The 16,988-nt window shown below is 28.8% G+C and carries 19 protein-coding genes; 16 read left to right on the top strand and 3 right to left on the bottom strand.

Annotation, left to right across the window (positions count from 1 at the left end):
• Positions 1–398 precede the first annotated feature (398 nt).
• The 12 genes from ACH36K_RS05920 (at position 399) to ACH36K_RS05975 (ending at position 10,904) form a co-directional block, all read left to right on the top strand.
• The gene (locus ACH36K_RS05920) at positions 399–1,589 is read left to right on the top strand and encodes a glycoside hydrolase family 88 protein (protein ID WP_411170030.1); all 1,191 of its coding nucleotides are present in this window, start codon (positions 399–401) and stop codon (positions 1,587–1,589) included.
• Between the two features lie 17 nt (positions 1,590–1,606).
• Complete coding sequence (locus ACH36K_RS05925) at positions 1,607–2,098, top strand: PTS sugar transporter subunit IIB (protein ID WP_411170031.1); 492 nt, start codon at positions 1,607–1,609, stop codon at positions 2,096–2,098.
• A 71-nt stretch (positions 2,099–2,169) separates the two neighbouring features.
• Positions 2,170–2,961, top strand: a complete 792-nt coding sequence (locus ACH36K_RS05930; RefSeq protein WP_411170032.1) for a PTS mannose/fructose/sorbose/N-acetylgalactosamine transporter subunit IIC — start codon at positions 2,170–2,172, stop codon at positions 2,959–2,961.
• Positions 2,951–3,763 (top strand): PTS system mannose/fructose/sorbose family transporter subunit IID, encoded by an 813-nt coding sequence (locus tag ACH36K_RS05935; RefSeq protein WP_411170033.1) that lies wholly within the window; start codon positions 2,951–2,953, stop codon positions 3,761–3,763. The genes ACH36K_RS05930 and ACH36K_RS05935 overlap by 11 nt, the downstream gene beginning before the upstream one ends.
• A gap of 96 nt (positions 3,764–3,859) precedes the next feature.
• Positions 3,860–4,273 carry a PTS sugar transporter subunit IIA gene (locus ACH36K_RS05940; RefSeq protein ID WP_411170034.1) on the top strand — a complete coding sequence of 138 codons (414 nt, stop codon included), beginning with the start codon at positions 3,860–3,862 and terminating at the stop codon, positions 4,271–4,273.
• A 2-nt stretch (positions 4,274–4,275) separates the two neighbouring features.
• Positions 4,276–4,551: a preprotein translocase subunit YajC gene (locus ACH36K_RS05945; RefSeq protein ID WP_411170035.1), complete on the top strand. Its 276-nt coding sequence runs from the start codon at positions 4,276–4,278 to the stop codon at positions 4,549–4,551.
• A 16-nt stretch (positions 4,552–4,567) separates the two neighbouring features.
• The gene (gene kduD / locus ACH36K_RS05950) at positions 4,568–5,347 is read left to right on the top strand and encodes a 2-dehydro-3-deoxy-D-gluconate 5-dehydrogenase KduD (protein ID WP_411170036.1); all 780 of its coding nucleotides are present in this window, start codon (positions 4,568–4,570) and stop codon (positions 5,345–5,347) included.
• Positions 5,344–5,976: a bifunctional 2-keto-4-hydroxyglutarate aldolase/2-keto-3-deoxy-6-phosphogluconate aldolase gene (locus ACH36K_RS05955; RefSeq protein WP_411170037.1), complete on the top strand. Its 633-nt coding sequence runs from the start codon at positions 5,344–5,346 to the stop codon at positions 5,974–5,976. Before kduD ends, ACH36K_RS05955 begins: the two co-directional genes overlap by 4 nt.
• A gap of 11 nt (positions 5,977–5,987) precedes the next feature.
• Positions 5,988–7,007, top strand: coding sequence for a sugar kinase (locus ACH36K_RS05960; protein WP_411170038.1), 1,020 nt, complete (start codon positions 5,988–5,990; stop codon positions 7,005–7,007).
• 147 nt (positions 7,008–7,154) lie between these two features.
• Positions 7,155–9,161 (top strand): heparinase II/III family protein, encoded by a 2,007-nt coding sequence (locus tag ACH36K_RS05965; protein ID WP_411170039.1) that lies wholly within the window; start codon positions 7,155–7,157, stop codon positions 9,159–9,161.
• Positions 9,162–9,200: 39 nt separating this feature from the next.
• Complete coding sequence (locus tag ACH36K_RS05970; protein ID WP_411170040.1) at positions 9,201–10,223, top strand: LacI family DNA-binding transcriptional regulator; 1,023 nt, start codon at positions 9,201–9,203, stop codon at positions 10,221–10,223.
• Between the two features lie 87 nt (positions 10,224–10,310).
• On the top strand, positions 10,311–10,904 hold the full coding sequence (locus ACH36K_RS05975; protein ID WP_411170041.1) for a protein kinase: 594 nt from the start codon (positions 10,311–10,313) through the stop codon (positions 10,902–10,904).
• A gap of 60 nt (positions 10,905–10,964) precedes the next feature.
• Here ACH36K_RS05975 and ACH36K_RS05980 read toward each other — a convergent pair whose 3' ends face one another.
• From ACH36K_RS05980 to ACH36K_RS05990, 3 genes are read right to left on the bottom strand one after another with little or no spacing between them, the layout of a single operon-like run.
• A complete protein-coding gene (locus ACH36K_RS05980) occupies positions 10,965–11,180 on the bottom strand; it encodes a hypothetical protein (protein ID WP_322545629.1) in 216 nt (71 codons plus the stop codon).
• Positions 11,181–11,239: 59 nt separating this feature from the next.
• Positions 11,240–11,440, bottom strand: coding sequence for a helix-turn-helix transcriptional regulator (locus tag ACH36K_RS05985; RefSeq protein WP_322379513.1), 201 nt, complete (start codon positions 11,438–11,440; stop codon positions 11,240–11,242).
• 13 nt (positions 11,441–11,453) lie between these two features.
• Positions 11,454–11,870 (bottom strand): hypothetical protein, encoded by a 417-nt coding sequence (locus ACH36K_RS05990; protein ID WP_411170042.1) that lies wholly within the window; start codon positions 11,868–11,870, stop codon positions 11,454–11,456.
• 390 nt (positions 11,871–12,260) lie between these two features.
• Here ACH36K_RS05990 and eno point away from each other — a divergent pair, with 390 nt between their 5' ends.
• From eno to rnr, 4 genes are all read left to right on the top strand, one after another.
• Complete coding sequence (gene eno, locus ACH36K_RS05995; RefSeq protein WP_411170043.1) at positions 12,261–13,556, top strand: phosphopyruvate hydratase; 1,296 nt, start codon at positions 12,261–12,263, stop codon at positions 13,554–13,556.
• Between the two features lie 158 nt (positions 13,557–13,714).
• On the top strand, positions 13,715–13,945 hold the full coding sequence (gene secG, locus ACH36K_RS06000) for a preprotein translocase subunit SecG (protein WP_411170044.1): 231 nt from the start codon (positions 13,715–13,717) through the stop codon (positions 13,943–13,945).
• 64 nt (positions 13,946–14,009) lie between these two features.
• Positions 14,010–14,387, top strand: coding sequence for a PH domain-containing protein (locus ACH36K_RS06005; protein WP_411170045.1), 378 nt, complete (start codon positions 14,010–14,012; stop codon positions 14,385–14,387).
• Between the two features lie 259 nt (positions 14,388–14,646).
• A complete protein-coding gene (gene rnr / locus ACH36K_RS06010; RefSeq protein ID WP_411170046.1) occupies positions 14,647–16,902 on the top strand; it encodes a ribonuclease R in 2,256 nt (751 codons plus the stop codon).
• The last annotated feature ends 86 nt before the right edge of the window (positions 16,903–16,988 follow it).

Here is a 16,988-nt window from a genome sequence, read left to right on the forward strand (position 1 = left end):
AGTCCCTTTAAACATATCAATAAGAAAACTTACTATAGAAAATACTTAGAAAATTTAAAAAAATATTAAGGAAAAATGTTGACAACCTTTTCATTAGTATGTATAATAAAAATATAAAGTAAGTAAACCAGTTTACTAAATTCATTAAATCAAACTATTTAATGAGGAGATTATTAATAATAAAAATGTTAATCATCCGATTAATTCCAAAAGATATGAAATAAAATACTGTTTAGTTGAAGAAAAAAGTTGGAATTATGAGATTAGATTTGTTGATAGCTATAAGAATGGGATAATTTTCGACAATATAAAACCGGTTTACAAAATGTAGATTTAACTTTCAATTATAGGTATAAAATAGTGATATTCAAACTAAGATAATTATTACGGGGGAAGCCATGATAAAAGAAATAAATGTTGAAGAAATTAAGAAAAGAGAAGAGTTTCTTAATACAAAGCTTATAACAAAAGAAGAAGTAGAAAAAGCAATAGAAAACGTTATAAAACAAATTGATGCAAACATGGAATACTTTAAAGAAAAATTTCCATCATCAGCAACTAAAGATAATAAATATGGAATTATAGAAAATATAGAATGGACAGATGGTTTTTGGACAGGCTTGCTATGGCTAGCTTATGAACATACTGGTGAAGACAAATATAGAAAATTAGCAGAGAAAAACGTATTGTCATTTAAAAATAGAGTTGATAATAATATAGAAATAGATCACCATGATTTAGGATTTCTTTATTCACTTTCAACAGTTAGTGCATATAAATTAACTGGATCAGAAGTAGCTAAAGAAGCATCTATAAAGGCAGCAGATAAGTTAATCTCAAGATACCAAGAAAAAGGTGAGTTTATTCAAGCTTGGGGAGAACTTGGAAGTAAAGACCACTATAGATTCATAATAGACTGTTTATTAAATATACCTTTACTTTACTGGGCATCTGAAACAACAGGTGATAATAAGTACAGAGAAATGGCAGATAAACATTTTGTAACTTCTTGTAATAATGTTATAAGAGATGATGCATCAGCATTCCATACATTCTATATGAATCCGGAGGATGGTAAACCGGTTAAAGGAGTTACAAGACAAGGATATAGCAATGATTCAGCTTGGGCTAGAGGACAAGCGTGGGGAATATATGGTATTCCACTAAACTATAGAAATGCTAAAAACCCACACAGCTTTAATTTATATAAGGGAATGACAAACTACTTCTTAAATAGATTGCCAAATGATAACGTTTGTTATTGGGATTTAATATTTGGAGATGGAGACAATCATTCAAAAGATTCTTCAGCAGCAGCAATAGCTGTTTGTGGAATGCACGAAATGGGAAAATATCTTCTAGAAGTAGATAGTGATAAAGAAGTATATAAATATGCAATGCATAATATTTTAAGATCACTAATAGAAAACTATACTAATTCTGATGTTCAAGAAGGAAAACCAGTATTACTACATGGAGTTTACTCATGGCATTCAGGAAAAGGTGTAGATGAAGGAAACATATGGGGAGATTACTACTACTTAGAAGCGTTAATAAGATTTTATAAAGACTGGAATTTATATTGGTAAGAGAAGGAGAAATTAAAATGAGCGTAAATATTGAAATGATGAGAATTGATGAAAGATTAGTACACGGACAAGGACAAATGTGGTTAAATGCATTAGGAGTTAATACTGTAATAGTTGCTAATGATGAAGCTAGTGAAGATAAGATTCAACAAACTTTAATGAAGACAGTAGTATCAAAATCAATTGCTATGAGATTTTTCTCAGTGCAAAAAACATGTGACGTTATTCATAAAGCATCACCACAACAAAAAATATTTATAATATGTAAGACACCAGCAGATGCATTAAAACTTATCGCAGGTGGAGTGCCAGTTAAAGAAATAAACATTGGAAATATTCACAACTGTGAAGGTAAACAACAAGTAACTCGTTCAATATTCTTAGGAAAAGAAGATAAGGCTGCACTAAAAGAATTATCAGTTAAACATGGTATAAAATTCAACACTAAGACAACACCAAGAGGTGACGATGGTGCACTACAAGTAGATATTACAAAATTCTTAGACTAATATTTTCAAAGTGAACTATGCTTTACTCTAGTAAAGTGTATAAATAAATAAATAAAAATGGAGGTATAAATATGGAAATTACATTACTTCAATGTACTTTGATTGGGCTTTGGACTGCATTCTGTCTATCAGGTATGTTACTTGGAATTTATTCAAATCGTTGTATTATTTTATCTTTCGGAGTAGGAATTATTTTAGGAGATATTCCAACAGCATTAGCTATGGGAGCAGTATCAGAAATAGCTTTCATGGGATTTGGTGTTGGTGCAGGTGGAACAGTGCCACCAAACCCAATGGGACCAGGAATAATAGGTACATTAATGGCAATAACAATGAAAGATCAAGGAATGGATCCAGGTACAGCACTTGCTCTATCATTCCCATTCGCAGTTGCATTCCAATTTTTAATAACAGCAACTTATACTTTCGCGACAGGATTAACTCAATTTGCTAACAAAGGAATAGAACAAGGAAACTTTAAGAAATTTAGATTTTCTGCTAATGCTACAATTTGGATACTTGCAATAGTAGGATTTGCTATTGGATTTGCAGGAGCATTTAGTACATCAGGATTACAAGCTGTTGTAGAAATGATACCAGCCTGGTTAATAAATGGTTTATCAGTAGCAGGTAAGATGTTACCAGCAATAGGATTTGCAATGATATTATCAGTTATGGCTAAGGTTGAATTAATACCGTTTGTATTATTAGGATACGTATGTATAGGATACTTAAACTTACCAGTTATGGGAGTAGCTTTCGCAGGTGCTACAGTTGCACTTCTTGAATACTTCAGAAAAGGACACAGTAATGGTTCTGGCAACAACGACGATGAGGAGGTAGTATTTGAAGATGGAATCTAAAAGAGTTTTAAAACAAAGCGATTATATGAGAGCTTCTCTAAGAGCTTTTTACTTACAAAATGGATTTAACTACGGAAATTACCAAGGTTTAGGATATGCAAATGTTTTATATCCAGCTTTAAAGAAAATATATAAAAATAATGAAGAAGGATTAAAGGAAGCTTTAAGTGAAAACGTTGAATTCTTCAACTCTAATCCACACTTCTTACCATTTATAACAAGTCTGCATTTAGTAATGCTTGATTCAGGAAGAACTCCAAAAGAAGCTAGATCTATAAAGCTTGCTCTAATGGGACCTTTAGCAGGAATTGGAGATTCACTTTCACAATTCTGTTTAGCACCTTTATTCTCAACAATTGCAGCTGGTTTAGCACAGGATGGAATGATTGCAGGACCAATACTATTCTTTGTTGCAATGAATGCAATACTATTAACTATTAAGTTATTAACAGGTTACTATGGATACAAATTAGGTACAAGCATTATAGATACATTAAGTGAAAAAATGGCTCAAATATCATCTGTTGCTAGTATGATAGGTGTAACAGTTATATCAGGACTTGCTGTATCATTTACAAAGATAAATATTGCTTACAAATATGTAGCTGCAATGCCAGATGGTAAAGAAAAGGTTGTATCTATTCAAGAAATGTTAGATAAGATAGCACCAGCATTATTACCAGCTTTATATACAATACTTGTATTTTACTTAATAAAGAAACGTAAATGGACAACTTATCAATTAGTTGGTTTAACAATAGTTATAGGTGTTTTAGGATCTGTACTTAAAGTATTAGCATAATAAAGTTTAGAATTATAAAAATGATGATCCATTATTCCTAGAATACTTGGATCATTATTTTTAGAATTAGTAGAAATCACAACAGGAGGATGAGTAATGAAAATTTTAGTAGTAGGACACGGAGAATATGCAACAGGAATTAAATCTGCAATTAAGCTTTTAACAGGTGTAGATGAAGGCGTTGATGCAATAAATTTGAATGAAGAATTAAATCATGAAGATTTTAAAAGTATGATAAAAGACTATGTAGAAAAAAATAATGATTTAATAATTTTTGCAGACATAACAGGTGGAGCTCCATTCCAAATAACATCTAGAGAAATATTATTAAACGAAGCTTCAGAAAATCAATATGTAGTAGGGGGAGTTTCAGTAGCTTGTATTCTTGAAATAGTAATGAATACTATAGTTATTCAATCAGAAGATGATACTAGAAAAATAATTGATGCAGCTGTTTCAGGGGTTAGCGATATGGCATCTGTTATGTGTAGAAAGGATTTAATGGATTAATAATGAGCGATAAATTATTAGCGTTGATAGTTTTTTTTGCAGCTTATCCAGTTATGATTTCTTTAATTACACCAATAATAAATAAGAAGAAAATAAAAAAGCAAGAAACTTTAAGAGACGAATATCTTAATACCATAAAAGTAAAAGATAAAGTAGTTACTATATCAGGAATTTATGGGACTATAAAAGGTATCCATGGTAACATAGTAAAATTAGAAGTAGATAATAATGTAGAGATTGAAATAGATAAAGCAAGCATAATGGGAACTTTAAAATAGTAAGGAGTTGGGAAATATGAGTCTAAGCAATAACTTTTCGTTAGATTTTTTTGATTTAGATGGAAAGGTAGCTATTGTAACAGGTGGAAATACTGGTATAGGTATGGCTTATGCAGAAGCTTTAGCTACTGCTGGAGCAAATTTATTTGTAACTACATTTGATGATAATATTCAAGAAGTTAAAAAGAATGTTGAAGCTTTAGGAAGAAAGATAGTATTTATAAAAGGCGACTTAACAAATGGTGAGTTTAGAAATGAGGTTGTAGAATCTTGTTTAAAAGAATATGGTAAAATCGATATTTTAGTAAATAATGCAGGAACAATAAGAAGATCACCTCTATTAGAGTATAAGTCAGAAGATTGGGATGCAGTTATGAATATTAATTTAAATGCTGTTTATTATCTATCACAAAAAGTAGCCAAAGTAATGGTAGAGCAAAAGAGTGGTAAAATAATAAATATCGCATCAATGTTATCCTTCCAAGGTGGAAAATTTGTACCACCTTATACTGCAAGTAAACATGGAGTAGCAGGAATAACTAAAGCATTTGCTAATGAGTTAGCAGAACATAACGTTCAAATAAATGCTATAGCACCAGGATATATTAAGACGGCTAATACAGCACCGATTAGGGCTGATGAAAATAGAAATAAAGAAATTTTAGATAGAATCCCAGCAAATAGATGGGGAGAAGTTTCTGACTTAATGGGAACAGTAGTATTTTTAGCAAGTAAGGCTTCAGACTATGTCAATGGACATGTCTTGGCTGTTGATGGTGGATGGTTAGTAAGATGATAAATAAAGTTAAAATTTTAAATGGATTAATAAAAGATGCATTCGTATTAGTGCTTAGAACTGATACAAAAGAAGAAGGAGTATCTATTGCTAATGCAGCAATAAAAGGTGGATGTAATGTTGTAGAAGTAACATTTACAATCCCAAATGCAAATGAGGTAATTGCAGAATTATCTAAGAATAATAAAGAGGATGCAATCATAGGTGCTGGAACAGTATTAGATTCAGAAACAGCAAGAATAGCAATCCTTGCTGGAGCTAAATTTATAGTAAGTCCAAGCTTTAATAGAGAAACATCTATAATATGTAATAGATATGGGATACCATATATACCAGGATGCTTTAGTGTTAGAGAAGTGGTTGAGGCAAGAGAATATGGTTCAGATATAGTTAAGCTATTCCCAGGATCAGCTTTTAAACCTTCAATAATAAAGGATATAAAAGCACCTATAAAAGGAATTGGAATTATGGTTTCAGGTGGAATAAGCTATGATAATATGTCTGAATGGGTTTCTAATGGATGCGATATAATTAGTATAGGAAGTTCTATAGTAAATTTAAAGGATCCAGTAATTATTGAAAAGGAAACAAGAAAATATATAGAGCGTATTTATGAAATAAAGAATTAGTGGAGGTAGAAATGAAAAATGTTTTAGTATTTGGTGAAGTATTATTAAGATTAACGCCTCCTAATAATTTAAAAATAATTCAAACTAATAGCTTTAATTTATATTTTGGTGGTGCAGAAGCTAACGTAGCTGTTGGACTAAGTAATCTAGGAGTAAAAACTAGAATATTAACAGCTTTACCTGGAAATGAAATTGGATATGCTGCAAAAGCTTTCCTTAAAGCTAATGATGTAGATTGTAATCATATTGTTACAAAGGGTAATAGGTTAGGCATATACTATTATGAAGAGGGATGTTCTGCAAGAAGAGCAAAAGTTATTTATGATAGAAAGAATTCTGCTATTACAGAATTAGAATATGAAGACATAGATGTTGATAGTGTTTTAAAAGATGTAGAAGTTATACATATTTCAGGAATAACTTTTACGTTAGGTGATAAAGTTATTAATGCTGTTACTAAATTAATAGATGAAGCTAAAAAGAGAGATATTAAGATTAGTATAGACTTAAATTATAGAGCTACATTATTTAAAAGCTATAAAGAGTTTGTAGATATTGTAAAGCCTATAGTAAAGGATAGTTACTTATGCTTTGGATGGTTAAATAAAGATACAAGTAGTTATAGTGTTTTTGATGCTGCGAGTGAAGAGATTTCAGATGAAATTTTCATTGAAAACTTTAAGTATATGACGGATGAACTAGGAGTAAAGAACGTAGTAACTACATTACGCACAGGAACTCCGTATAATTATCACACATTAATGGGAATGTTGTTTGATGGAGAAAATTTATATAGATCATCAAAATATGATTTTAGTATGATATCAAGAATTGGTGGTGGAGATGCCTTCGCTGCAGGAATAATCAAGAAAATGTGTAGTGATAAATGCGCAGATCTTAATGAAGTAATAGAGTTTGGTGTGGCTACAGCTGTATTAAAACAAACTCAAATTGGGGATGTAGGTATTTCAACTGAAAGTGAAGTATTAGATCTTATGAATAATAAGAACTTAGGTAGTGTAAATAGATAAGCCATAAAATTTAATTTGAACTCCAAATTAAATTTTAAATAAAATAAAATAAAAAGCATGATCTATAGGATCAAAAAAGTAGAATAGGGATTTGGGTTATGCTCAAATCCTTATTTTCTATTATTATGTAAGGGGGAATAGATTGAAATGGATAGTAATAATGTAGAAAAATTAAAAATAAAAGTAAAAAAATATATGGTATCATATGAAAAGGAAAATGTAGTTAATTATATAAAAAATCAATGTAAAGATAGTTACAAGGAAACCTTAAAAGGCGCTAATTTTTTATTGAATAATTCCTTTATCTTTGATGAAGCTTGGGATATGGAGCAATGTAAAATACCATATGTAAATAGAAAACTGGATTGGAATTATACTCCTAATGGAGATGAAGAATGGACATTTATGTTAAATAGACATGAATACATTCATAAATTAATAGTTGCCTATTATGTTGAAAATAATGATATATACATAAACAAATGTAAAGATCTAATTATAAATTGGATAGATAATAATGAGATTAAAGAAGGAAAAACTACAAGAACAATAGATACAGGTATAAGGTGTTTAAGTTGGATGTACACATTAATACATTTAATAAACGAAGATAAAATAAATGATGATGAAATACTAAAAATAGTTTTAAGTATTGTGGAACAACTTAATTATTTAAAAGATTCTTATATAGATAAATATATACTAAGCAATTGGGGAGTGCTTCAAACTACTTCTATAGTAATTTCATATTTCTGTCTTGATAATTTTATTAGCAATGATTTATTTGATTGGGCACTAGATGAATTATATAAGCAAATTGATATTCAAGTATTTGATGATGGTTCACACTGGGAGCAATCAGTTATGTATCATGTAGAAGTACTTAATTGTTGTATTAAAGTAATTTATATGAGTGAAGTATTCAAATTTGACTTAAAGGAAGAATTTAAAAATAAAGTACATTCTATGGCAAAGTATTTAATGTATTGTGGAGGTCCTAATAGCCATCAAGAAGCTCAAGGGGATAGTGATAGAACTGATATTAGAGATGTATTAGTAAAAGCAGCTACTATATTTAATGATGGGGAGCTAAAGAAAAATGCCTTTGAAAAAATGGATTTAAGTAGTATTTTTCTTTTAGGATATGATTATAATAGAAAATATTTAAATTTAGCAGAGAAAGAAATTACTAATTTAAATAAATCCTTTGAAGATTCAGGTAATATTTATATAAGAAGTAGTTTTGAAAATGATGCTAGCTTTACTTATATTCAAAATGGAACATTAGGGAGCGGACATGGTCATTCAGACTTAGGCCATTTTTCAATTTATTATAAGGGCAAGCCTTTTATGATAGATGCAGGAAGGTACACTTATGTAGAAGAAGATCCAATTAGAGAGTATTTAAAATCAGCTAAAGCACATAATGTCTCTGTTATAGATGATATGCCTTTTGCTATTCCTAATAAATCATGGGGATATGATTTATATGCTGATGTACTAAAAAATTACTTTAGAGAAAAAGAAGAAGTGGCATATGCTGAATTACCTTATTTAGCTGAATTAAAAGATGGTACACCTTATACTGTGATAAGGAAAGTTATGATTATATCAAAAAATATATGGGTTATAGTAAATGATATAAGATGCAAGGGAAAACATGTATGTAAAAATTATTATAATTTTGATAATAATGTTATTATTCAAGAGAAAGATAGCTATATTAAATGTAAAAATGATGATACAATTATTAATGTATATAATTATAATATTGATAAGTATAGTATTAAGAAAAGCATAATTTCTAAAAAATATAATGAAATTAATAATAGTAATAAGTTAGTTACTGAAACTAATTTTATAGATAAATTGATTAATTATGATGTCATTGTAGGAGAAGAAAATAATAGAGAAATAGTAGTAAAGGATGCAGAGATAAGACAATTTAATAATAAAAATAAGATTAGTGATGATGTAGCAATAGTTAAAGAAATAGAAGCGGGATATAATGAAAGCTATGTAGTTATTATATTTAATAAAGAAACTTATAAGGGAGGAAAAGTTTATTTTTATGAAGATATTCCTGTGTATGGGAAGGGAGTAGTTATTCATAAGATAAATGGTAAACATAAAACAATTTTTCTAAAGGGATAAATAAAGTTGAATTATGAAAATTTTTAAGGAGGAATATAGGTGGGGAATAAAAATGGCAAACTAACAATAAACGATATTGCTAAAAAAGCTAACACATCTAAGACTACAATATCATTTTATTTAAATGGAAAATTTGAAAAGATGTCTCCTGATACGAGAAGGAGAATTGAACAAGTTATAGAAGAAACAAACTATAGCCCTAATATTATGGCTAGAAGTTTAAAATCAAAAAAATCTAATTTAATAGGTGTTGTTGTTGCGGATATCACTAATCCATTTAGTAATAATATAGTTAAGGGGATTGATGATGTTGCTAGAAAAAAAGGTTATCAAATTATTGTTGGTAGTAGTAGTTTAAGGTATTCTCATGAAGAGAAATATATAAAAAGAATGTTAGATATGGGAGTAGATGGTTTTATAGTTCAACCTAGTGTTAATTTTGATGAATTATCAAAATTAATTGGAGAAAAAGGGAAAAATCTTGTTTTTCTAGATAGTGTAAAGTCAGATTATAAAGGGAAGTGGGTAAAAACTAATAATTATGATATAACTTATGAGGCAATAATTAGTCTAGCTCAAAAGGGATATGATGATTTTATTTTAGTAACAGAAGATCCAAACTTACTTATAGCAAGGCTAGAAAGAAAAAATGGTTTCAAAGATGCTGTAGATAAACTAAAAAGAAAAAATCATATAGAAGTTATTGAGGAAGATACAACATGTGAAGCGATAGCAGATATATTATCAAGCAAAGTTGATAACAATAAAAAAACTTTGGTTTTTGCAACAAATGGGAAAACTTTGCAAAAAGTTTTCAGAGCTATTAATCTTAAAGGCTGGGATGTTCCAAATAAAGTTGGGATAATGGGTTTTGACGATTGGGATTGGACTTTATATGCTACACCTTCAGTAACAACTATATATCAGCCAACCTACGAAGAAGGTAAATACGCTACTAAGTTATTAATTGAAATGATAGAAGAAAGCGATGAAATACAAGAATCTGAAATTTTTAAGTGTAGTATAAATTGGGCTGAATCAACTAATCTTAAAGCAGATTAATAATAATCTGATTACATATTATATTAGTTCTAATAAAAAACTCTTTATAATACTATATTAATATAGGATTATAAGAGAGGGGTTATTATGGCTAGGACTTATGCTTATTCAGCAGATTTTGATGCTGAAACAGAAGAGCTTTTTAAAGGAGCTGTTTTTCTTGGAGAAGGTCATAATGGTATAGTTTATGAATTACCTGGTAATAAGGCTATAAAGATATTTCAAGAGGTGAAGTGCTGCAAAGAAGAAGGCGATATACTGAAGAAAGTAAGTAGATCGAAATATTTTCCTAGAGTTTATAGTACAGGAAATTTTTATATAGTTAGGGATAAGGTAGAAGGACATAGATTAGACCATTATATAAAGAAAAAAGGCTTTAATTATGAAATTGCAGAAGGTTTATATAATTTGATAGAAGAATTTAAAAGACTTAAATTTACTAAAATAGATGCTAGATGTAGAGATATATATATAACAGATGATAATAAAGTAATGGTTATAGATCCAAAACAATGTTATAAAAGAAAAGTTAACTACCCAAGACATCTTATGAAAGGTCTTTATAAAATAGGTGTATTAGAAAGTTTTATGGAGGATATAAGACAAATAGATTCTGAAAAGGCAGAAGAATGGGAAAAGAAATTTGAACAATATTCTCAAAATAGTGAATTAGAAATTTAGTAAAATTTATAAATAAAGGAGTTAAACTTTGAGATTAAGTTAACTCCTTTTGTTTAAGAACTATTTAATTATAAATGATAAAACACCTAAGATTATACATATAACACCACTTAATAATTGTCCTATTCCAGAAGCTTGTCCTAATAAGAAAAAATTAAAAATGTTTTTTCTTGTCTGAGTTTTTCCTATAAATGCATCATCATTTTTCATTCTATATATACCCCATAATGTCAAGACTACTCCAAAAAGTATAAATAGTATTTTCTCAATTTCCATAATATTTTCCTCCATTTATTGTTATATTATTTTATTATTTACATTTTACTATTTTATAATTAGTCATCTTCTTCAAATATAAAAGTTTCTTCAATTGTTAGGTTAAACACTGAAGCTATTTTATATGCTAGTAAAACAGATGGATTATATTGTTGCTTTTCTAAAGAGATAATTGTTCTTGAAGATACACATACTTTATTAGCTAATTCTTGTTGTGTTATTCCATGTTCTAAACGTAATTCTTTTATTCTATTTTTCATAACCTTCTCCTAATTAAAGGAAGTAATTATAATATTTTTTAGCTAATATGTTAGTAATCATGCAAAATATTACAATTATAAATAAAGCAGTATTCATTGAAAGTATAATCCACTTTGAAAGAAACATCATAAGGATAATCACAATCATTAAAATTTTCATAGTAAAGTGTGAAGCCTTTCCGTCTATTAAATCATCTCTCTCATCGTACTCTTTTGACATCTCTCTTTCCAACTGTTTTTTATTAGTATTAAATTTAATGTGAGAAGTTATAGCAAAAACTAAAAAACCTACTCCTATTAATAATTTTATAATACCAAAATAAAATTCTTTCATATTATTAGTTTTAGAATAATTAAAAATTATCTCAAAAAAACCCATCGTAAGAATAAGTAATGAGAATAAGTAAAGTTCTGTAAATTTATTTTTCAAACAAATCACTCCTAACAGTATGATATGAAGTTAACTTCATGTGAAGTTAACTTCATATTACATTATATTAAATAGAGTGTCAAGAATTGATTTGTTATATCAATACATGAATATAAAAAATTGATACATTATATTTTTCTTGATATGTTTGACTTGAAAAAAATTAATTATGAATACATATAAGGAAAAATATATTGAAAAATATGGTGAAAGTGGTATAATGATAATATAAATATAATAATAATTATTATTTAGTAAAAAATGTTATTTGTTTCGTTAAACTCTATAATACAGTACTTTAATGAATAATATTATTTCTGGATGAAATAATAATAAAGGTACAGATATAGAAAAGAGAGCAAATTACATTCAAATAAAGGAGGAAAAATAATGAAAAATTATTGTGAAATAGTAGACGTTGTAGCTAGACAAATCCTTGATTCAAGATGTTTCCCAACAGTAGAAGTTGAAGTATATTTAGAAGATGGTACTGTAGGTAGAGCAGCTGTTCCATCAGGAGCATCAACTGGTATGTATGAAGCAGTTGAATTAAGAGATGGAGATAAGAGCAAGTATTTAGGAAAAGGTGTTTTAAAAGCAGTTCAAAATGTAAATGATACAATTGCAGAAGAATTAATTGGATGCAACGTATATGATCAACCATATATAGATAAATTACTTATTGAATTAGATGGAACTCCAAACAAAGCAAAATTAGGTGCTAACGCTATATTAGGTGTTTCACTTGCTGTTGCTAATGCAGCTGCTAAATCATTAGAGTTACCATTATATCAATATGTAGGTGGAGTAAATGCGAAAGTTTTACCAGTTCCTATGATGAATATAATTAATGGTGGATCACATGCTGATAATTCAGTTGATTTACAAGAATTTATGGTTATGCCAGTTGGAGCAAAGACATTTAGTGATGCATTACAAATGTGTGCTGAAGTTTATCATACATTAAAGAAAACATTACATGATAAAGGGTATTCAACTGCAATCGGTGATGAAGGCGGATTTGCTCCAAACCTTAAGTCAAATGAAGAAGCTATCGAAGTTATTATAGAAGCTATAACTAACGCTGGATACAAAGCTGGAGAAGATATGTTCATAGCAATAGATGCTGCTTCATCAGAGTACTACAAAGATGGAAAGTATGTATTAGAACATGAAGGAAAGACATTAACTGCAGCTGAAATGGTTGACTTCTTAGAAAACTGGGTAAATAAATATCCAATTATATCAATTGAAGATGGTATGGCTGAAGAAGACTGGGAAGGTTGGAAGCTAATAACTGAAAGATTAGGAAAGAAAGTTCAATTAGTTGGTGATGACTTATTTGTTACTAACACTGAAAGATTAGAAAGAGGAATTGACATGGGAGTTGGTAACTCAATCCTAATCAAGTTAAACCAAATTGGTACTTTAACTGAAACTTTAAATGCTATAGAAATGGCTAATAGAGCTGGTTATACAGCAGTTATTTCACATAGATCAGGAGAAACAGAAGACACTACAATTGCTGATTTAGTTGTTGCTGTAAATGCTGGTCAAATCAAGACTGGTGCTCCAGCAAGATCAGAAAGAGTTGCTAAGTACAATCAATTAATAAGAATTGAAGAAGAATTAGATGATGTAGCTGAATACAGAGGAAGAAAAGCATTCTTTAACGTTAAAAAATAGTTTGAATTATATTTATATAAGGATAAGGTGATGAATCTTATCCTTATTTTTATGTGATGGTATTATTTTGTAACTACATACTTGTAATATAGTATTCAATATGTTAATATAAATTTATGTAAATACGACCGGTTTCAGATATCATGGGAGGTATAACAATGAACAATTTTTTATTAGTGTTAGAAGTAATATTAGGACTAGTAATTATAATATCAGTATTATTACAACCAAGTAAAACAGATGCATTAAGTGGATTAATCCAAGGTAGCAAGACAGAAACTTTCTTTTCAAAGAACAAAGCAAGAACTAAAGAAGCTATGTTGTTGAAGGTAACAATTATAGCTATGACTTTATTTGTTGTGAATACAATAGCATTAAATTTAATATAATGTTATAAAGAGAGCTGCTTTTATTACGGTAGCTCTTTTATATTATAAATAGGAGAGTGAATTTATGGGTATTTTTAACGCTTTAATGGGCAACGCTTCAGAAGTAAACGTAGATGAATTGGCTAAAGAATATGGAAAAATATTATCTCCATCAGAAAAAATAGAAAGGGCTTACAAATTAGTAAGAGACCTGTTTATTTTTACTAACAAGAGATTAATTTTAGTTGACAAACAAGGAATGACAGGAAAGAAAACAGAATATCATTCTATTCCTTATAAATCAATAACACATTTTAGTATAGAAACAGCTGGACATTTTGATTTGGATGCTGAACTTAAAATATGGATCTCAGGAACAGCTCTTCCAATAGAAAAACAATTTAATAGTAGTTTAAATATTTACGAATTACAAGCTTTACTTGCAGATTACTGCCTTAAATAATAATAATTTATAATAAGAAATTGAAAATTGTAATGAAATTTTTAAATAAGAAATTGATAATAATGGGCAATTGACAATGAAAAGGTACAATTAAGGAAAGAATAGTTTCTATCCTAAGTTGTCCATTGTTAATTGTCCATTACTGATTTAAACTTATAAGTTTGATTATTAATTTTATATTGTTATTGGTGTAATATAAAGGTAAATTGGATAAAATAAAATAGAATGAAATACAGAATATATGGAGGAAAATTTATATATGGGAATTAAACAAACATTATTAAGCTTTATGAGAGAAGAAGCATATAGACCAATGGATATACAAGAGCTAGTATCTGTATTTGATATAAATCCTGACGAATATAAGTCTTTTAAAAAGGTTTTAAAATCAATGGAAAGAGAAGGCTTGATTGTTAGAACTAAAAAGGATAAGTTTGGTGTACCTGAAAGACTTGGGTTAATTACTGGTAAGTTGCAAGTTCACCAAAAAGGATTTGGATTTTTACTTCCTGAAACAGAAGGAGAAAAGGATGTATTTATTCCTAGCTCATCTATGAATGGAGCAATGAACGGAGATAAGGTTTTAGTTCAAATAACAAGAGAAGATTTAAATGGTAAAAAAAGAGAAGGGGAAGTTAGAGAAGTTTTAGAAAGATCTAATACCAAGGTTATAGGAGTATATGAAGATAGCAGAAACTTCGGCTTTGTAGTTCCAGAGGATACTAGATTAAATCAAGATATATTTATATCTAAGAAAGATAGAAATGGAGCTAACGATGGAAATGTAGTAATTTGTGAAATAGTTAAATGGGCAGACAAAAGAAGAAGTCCAGAGGGTGTAGTCAAAGAGGTATTAGGTAGAAAAGGAGATAAAGGATTAGACATACTTACAATAATCAAAAAATATGGATTACCAGAGGAGTTTCCAGAGAAGGTTCTAAATTATGCTGAAAATATAGAAGAAGAAATAGAAGAAAAAGAATATGCAAGAAGAAAAGATCTTAGAAATTTAAGAATGGTAACAATAGATGGTGAAGATGCTAAAGATTTAGATGATGCAGTTTCAATAGAAAGATTAGACAATGGTAAATTTAGATTGGGAGTTCATATTGCAGATGTATCGCATTATGTAAGAGAGAAGAATCCTCTAGATAAAGAAGCTTTAAAAAGAGCTACATCAGTATATTTAATAGATAGAGTTATACCAATGTTACCTAAAAAGTTATCTAATGGTATTTGTTCTTTAAATCCCAAAGTAGATAGATTAGCTTTAAGCTGCTTTATGGTTATAGATAAAAGCGGAAAAGTAATTCAACATGAAATAGAAGAAACAGTTATAAAAACTAGTGAAAGAATGACATATACAGATGTAACTAAAATATTGGAAAATAATGATGAAGAGCTTATAAAAAGATATGATTATTTAGTAGATGATTTTAAGGCTATGGAAGAACTATGCAGTATTCTTCGTGAAAAGAGAATGAAAAGAGGAGCAATAGACTTTAATTTTGAAGAATCAAAAATAATATTAAATGATTTAGGAAAACCAATTGATATTAAACCTTATGAAAGAGCTATTGCAAATAGAATAATAGAAGAGTTTATGCTTGTATGTAATGAAACAATAGCTGAGCATATGTTCTGGACTAATTTACCATTTGTATATAGAATACATGAAGAGCCAGATGAAGAAAAGCTAGAGAAGTTTAAGGAATTTGTTCATAATTTGGGGTATGTTGTAAGATGGGGACAAGAAGCTCATCCAAGAGCTCTTCAAGATATACTAGAAAAGGTAGAAGGAAAAAAAGAAGAAACAGTAGTAAGTACTTTATTGTTACGTTCAATGATGCAAGCTAAATATTCTCCAGAATGTGTAGGACACTTTGGACTTGCAGCAAAATACTATTGTCACTTTACATCACCAATAAGAAGATACCCAGACCTTCAAATTCATAGAATTATAAAAGAGCAATTAAATGGAAAAATAGATGAAAAGAGAACAGGAAGACTTACAAATATAGTAGAAGTAGCATCAAAGCAATCATCAGAAATGGAAAGATTAGCACAGGAAGCAGAAAGAGAAGTTGATGATTTAAAGAAAGCAGAGTATATGCAAGAAAGAATTGGAGAAGAGTTTACAGCTATAATATCTTCAGTTACATCCTTTGGATTATTTGCAGAACTACCAAATACAATAGAAGGATTAATTCATATAACAGCTTTAGATGATGATTACTACATTTATGATGAAGCACATTTATGCTTAATTGGTGAAAGAACTAAAAAGGTATATAGATTAGGTGATGAAGTTAAAGTTAAATGTACTAGAGTTGATATAGATAACAGAGAAGTTTATTTTGACTTAATTGAAGAAGAACAAACTAAAGAAGAAATTGTTCCAAGCGAAAAACTTAGTGAAAAAATTCAAGAAGCTAAAGATGAAATAAGAAATGAATTATCTCAAGAAAATGATGATAGTATAGAAAATGAAGAAAATAACTTATATGACTTATAATGATAAAATGCTATTTGAGTAAACTCAAATAGCATTTTTTTAGGCTTTAAAATACTAAATTGTATTTAATAAATTGATCGAAATTT

The sequence above is a fragment of the Clostridium sp. MB05 genome, assembly GCF_046581255.1.
Lineage (GTDB): Bacteria > Bacillota > Clostridia > Clostridiales > Clostridiaceae > Clostridium.

Coding starts and splice junctions, on each gene's coding strand:
- rnr (WP_411170046.1), top strand. CDS start 14,647: ATGGGAATTAAACAAACATTATTAAGCTTTATGAGAGAAGAAGCATAT.
- eno (WP_411170043.1), top strand. CDS start 12,261: ATGAAAAATTATTGTGAAATAGTAGACGTTGTAGCTAGACAAATCCTT.
- ACH36K_RS05960 (WP_411170038.1), top strand. CDS start 5,988: ATGAAAAATGTTTTAGTATTTGGTGAAGTATTATTAAGATTAACGCCT.
- secG (WP_411170044.1), top strand. CDS start 13,715: ATGAACAATTTTTTATTAGTGTTAGAAGTAATATTAGGACTAGTAATT.
- ACH36K_RS05965 (WP_411170039.1), top strand. CDS start 7,155: ATGGATAGTAATAATGTAGAAAAATTAAAAATAAAAGTAAAAAAATAT.
- ACH36K_RS06005 (WP_411170045.1), top strand. CDS start 14,010: ATGGGTATTTTTAACGCTTTAATGGGCAACGCTTCAGAAGTAAACGTA.
- kduD (WP_411170036.1), top strand. CDS start 4,568: ATGAGTCTAAGCAATAACTTTTCGTTAGATTTTTTTGATTTAGATGGA.
- ACH36K_RS05955 (WP_411170037.1), top strand. CDS start 5,344: ATGATAAATAAAGTTAAAATTTTAAATGGATTAATAAAAGATGCATTC.
- ACH36K_RS05930 (WP_411170032.1), top strand. CDS start 2,170: ATGGAAATTACATTACTTCAATGTACTTTGATTGGGCTTTGGACTGCA.
- ACH36K_RS05975 (WP_411170041.1), top strand. CDS start 10,311: ATGGCTAGGACTTATGCTTATTCAGCAGATTTTGATGCTGAAACAGAA.
- ACH36K_RS05980 (WP_322545629.1), bottom strand. CDS start 11,180: ATGGAAATTGAGAAAATACTATTTATACTTTTTGGAGTAGTCTTGACA.
- ACH36K_RS05940 (WP_411170034.1), top strand. CDS start 3,860: ATGAAAATTTTAGTAGTAGGACACGGAGAATATGCAACAGGAATTAAA.
- ACH36K_RS05920 (WP_411170030.1), top strand. CDS start 399: ATGATAAAAGAAATAAATGTTGAAGAAATTAAGAAAAGAGAAGAGTTT.
- ACH36K_RS05985 (WP_322379513.1), bottom strand. CDS start 11,440: ATGAAAAATAGAATAAAAGAATTACGTTTAGAACATGGAATAACACAA.
- ACH36K_RS05935 (WP_411170033.1), top strand. CDS start 2,951: ATGGAATCTAAAAGAGTTTTAAAACAAAGCGATTATATGAGAGCTTCT.
- ACH36K_RS05945 (WP_411170035.1), top strand. CDS start 4,276: ATGAGCGATAAATTATTAGCGTTGATAGTTTTTTTTGCAGCTTATCCA.
- ACH36K_RS05925 (WP_411170031.1), top strand. CDS start 1,607: ATGAGCGTAAATATTGAAATGATGAGAATTGATGAAAGATTAGTACAC.